This window comes from Providencia rustigianii DSM 4541 (assembly GCF_000156395.1).
GTDB classification, from domain to species: domain Bacteria; phylum Pseudomonadota; class Gammaproteobacteria; order Enterobacterales; family Enterobacteriaceae; genus Providencia; species Providencia rustigianii.
Genome location: NZ_GG703817.1, coordinates 250,067 through 250,382, shown reverse-complemented (window position 1 = coordinate 250,382; position 316 = coordinate 250,067).

Below are 316 nucleotides of genomic sequence, written 5' to 3'. Positions count from 1 at the left end.
ATTCCGGGTTTTTAAAAACCCGGAATTCAAACCCGGACTTTCGGTTCCAACGTGGTTACCACATAATGATTATGCTAAATCTAAAATAGAAGTTATAGATATGGTAATACATGATTTAGAACAATTACAAAGTAAAGTGAATTAATTATTGTTAACAATAGTTAATTAAAATATTTAAACATAATTTTTATAGCAAGATGATAAACTAATGATACTATCGTTGTAATAAAAGGTTATTTATATAAGGTGCTTTAAAATAAGATAATTATTATTTTAAGGCACTTTTTATTAATGTCTACAAAAGTATAAAAAATGC